This window comes from bacterium, from assembly GCA_041648665.1.
Classification (GTDB): Bacteria; UBA10199; UBA10199; order 2-02-FULL-44-16; family JAAZCA01; genus JAFGMW01.
Genome location: JBAZOP010000200.1, coordinates 1 through 2,676, shown reverse-complemented (window position 1 = coordinate 2,676; position 2,676 = coordinate 1). Strand labels below are relative to the sequence as shown.

The following is a 2,676-nucleotide window of genomic DNA, read 5'->3' as shown; positions in this document are numbered from 1 at the left end:
CGATGCTCAGGCGCTCGGACACCTCTTGGACTGCGAGTTGCGTCACATTCTCGGTCACGTCTCTACCCCCTCAACGTGATTACGCTGGATAGATTATCTACGGCGAATGCAAAAGAGCAAGGCCGCAGCCTTTCGGCCACGGCTTGCTAGGGTTGGGTTGCGGCGTGCTCTGCCTACGTGCCGGTCTTTTCGCGGATCGCCCGCCGAACAGCGTCCGTCGCGTTCGGCTGTGCCTCTAGGTACGCGATCACGTCGGCGTCCGTCTCCTCGTTGAGTTGCAGGTTGAATCTGCGGTACGTCGCGGTCATTGGACCTCCGCCGTGGTACGCGGGATCGGGTGGTCTGTGTCCTCCACCGCCAGCAGAGCCGCCTTGATATAGCGATTGGCCCGGCTGTTATCCCAATCCACCTCTGCCGTGGTCGCCCAGAACTGCTCGTGGGTCAGGGGGCCATCGTTGGGTTCGGTGGGGTTCGTTACTAGTCCCACCACAGTGCCTGTAACGGCCAGTTTGAGCCATTCTCGCCATCCGTCGAGTCGAGACATGTTGGCAATGAATGGGAGAGAGGGGAGGTACTGCACAGAGCAGTATGCTACCCTGTCGCCAACACGCACCCCGAAATGCGGATCTACCTGCACCTCTGCTGGTACCCTGAGAGTCCCTGCCTGGGCCTGCCTGATGATCTCTCTCGTTTCCATCGCGCCTCCTAGAACACCACGTTGTCGATCGGTCCGGCCAATACGAATGCTGCCGGAGTCCCGTTGTGCATCGCATCGTCCTCGGAAACCGTTTTCGAGACATTCACGTCTAGCCATTCCTGCACGCGCTCGCACCAGGATTGCACCGTGTACCGGCAGTTGATTACCGTGCTCGCCGTCGTCAGCCGATCTAGCGCCGCCTCATGCCGCTCTCTGATTCCCGCGGGGAGCTGCTCGATTAGAGCCCGCACTGGTTTCAGAATGTCTGTGGCCCATGCTATCTGCTTTTCTGATCCTGTCATCTCCGCGCCTCCTTGTGCTGTCATGTCTCTAGTATAGCGTAGCGCTACGCTATGTCAAGGGGACATCGGCCACCTACAAAAAGAGAAGGCGGGGGACGACGGCCCCCGCCCGCTCCTCCGTAGTGGGTCCGCAGGATGAGTCTGCGGTGTGCTACGTTACCAGCGTCTTCCCGCCCGCCTCCGGGAGCTGCATCCACTCACGCATCGCCTTCTCGTCCCCGAAGCCTGCCGGGAACAAGGCGTACTTGTGTGTCCCGGCTGGCATCTTTGCGATCTCCTCGCTCTCGGCTTCCGTCAGCACGAGCATGATCGGGAGCTTCTGTGAATCGTAGACCCTCTTACCTACCTTCACTTTCATCGTGCATCCCTCCTGGCGTTCCACTGTTTCGTTGAATCAGCCTTCTTTAGATTCCATCCAGACGCGGCTCCACAGCCTCCATACAGGACAGAACAGACCACGGCATATTCCTCGGCCCACGTCGTTGGACGTTCATACCCTGTTTGAGTATCCACCTCTCTGGCTGTTACGATGCGGACTGCTTTGGTCGCTCCGCAGAAAGGACAAGATCTTAGCTTAGCCATATCACCATCCTTGGAACAGCGCGGTCAGGAACATCCGCGCCGCAAGCCATACCGCTACGGCCAGCGTGAGCGCCGTTCCGCCGACCGCAAGCAGCGCAATCGACCACCACGGCATCAGCCCACCCCCCGGATGAGGGTAAGTAAGACCCACAGCCACACAACGAGAACCAGCGGGAGCATCAGTCGTCCTCCTCGCCATCATAGTCATCGTACGTATCGAACTTGACCGGAGACGGTTTCATCCGTGGCCCCGACTCGTCGAGGATGTAGACTGGCAGGCGATCTGACGGGATCAATGTGCATAGTCGCTTCGACACCACCGTGCCGCGCTTGTTGCGCAGTTTCACCCACAGATGAATGCACAATTCGTCGCCGCTCATCCCCTGGATGTCCAACGTGTCGACCGTTTCCTTGCCGGTCTTGCCGCCCTCAAGCGTGATCTCTACGTCTTTCAAGTGCTCCCTCTCTACCCATTGGAAGGTCACACCTGCTGGCGTCAGGTCGCGCTTTCTGATCCGCTTCAGTGGCCCGGTGTACATCACTCCTCCCTGTAGAGGTGCACGACGAGCTTCGTCCCGTCCGGGATCGCGCCGGACGCGGGGATATGGACCGTGCCGCTGCCGTCTGTGATCTCAGCCCCGACGCGCCGCAGGTGCAGCGTGAGAAGCGGCGTTGGAGCATGGATCTTCACAATGCGGTCCTCTGATAGGCTGACCGTCGGGAGCGTCGCGTTCACGTCCCCCGCCTTGACGACGCCAGCCGGCAGCTTCACCGGCTCAATCGGACGCACCTTTGGCGGGCGCCCGCGCCGCTTCGGAACAGCTCCGTCCTTCACGTCGCGCAATGGTGGCGGCGTTGGCTTCGGGGCTGTGCTTGTTGGGTCCGCCGGAAACGTCCTCGTGCTGTTATCGTCTTCCATCGCATCCCTCCTAGAGCGCCTGATTCAAGGCCGCAATCAGGTCGGAAAACTTCTTCGTGCGGCGCTCGTCAATGTATCCATCCCCGTCATCGTCCCCCGCGTCGCACAGGTCCACTTCCTCAATGTATTCGATCAGCTCACGCGCCGCTTTGTGAAGTGCCTCGTAATATTTCATC

Annotated in this window: 6 protein-coding genes; all 6 read right to left on the bottom strand. The window is 60.0% G+C overall.

Translation table 11 applies throughout. The annotated features are described in order from the left end of the window. Positions 1-173: 173 nt before the first annotated feature. Entirely contained in the window at positions 174-308 is a 135-nt protein-coding gene (locus tag WC683_20715) for a hypothetical protein (GenBank protein MFA4975034.1), read from the bottom strand. Then, on the bottom strand, positions 305-697 hold the full coding sequence (locus WC683_20710; protein ID MFA4975033.1) for a hypothetical protein: 393 nt from the start codon (positions 695-697) through the stop codon (positions 305-307). The genes WC683_20715 and WC683_20710 overlap by 4 nt, the downstream gene beginning before the upstream one ends. An 8-nt stretch (positions 698-705) precedes the next feature. Then, positions 706-999, bottom strand: coding sequence for a hypothetical protein (locus WC683_20705; GenBank protein ID MFA4975032.1), 294 nt, complete (start codon positions 997-999; stop codon positions 706-708). A gap of 151 nt (positions 1,000-1,150) precedes the next feature. Next, a complete protein-coding gene (locus tag WC683_20700; GenBank protein MFA4975031.1) occupies positions 1,151-1,357 on the bottom strand; it encodes a hypothetical protein in 207 nt (68 codons plus the stop codon). A 403-nt stretch (positions 1,358-1,760) separates the two neighbouring features. Beyond that, positions 1,761-2,120: a hypothetical protein gene (locus WC683_20695; GenBank protein ID MFA4975030.1), complete on the bottom strand. Its 360-nt coding sequence runs from the start codon at positions 2,118-2,120 to the stop codon at positions 1,761-1,763. Next, on the bottom strand, positions 2,120-2,500 hold the full coding sequence (locus tag WC683_20690) for a hypothetical protein (GenBank protein MFA4975029.1): 381 nt from the start codon (positions 2,498-2,500) through the stop codon (positions 2,120-2,122). Before WC683_20690 ends, WC683_20695 begins: the two co-directional genes overlap by 1 nt. Positions 2,501-2,676 lie beyond the last annotated feature (176 nt).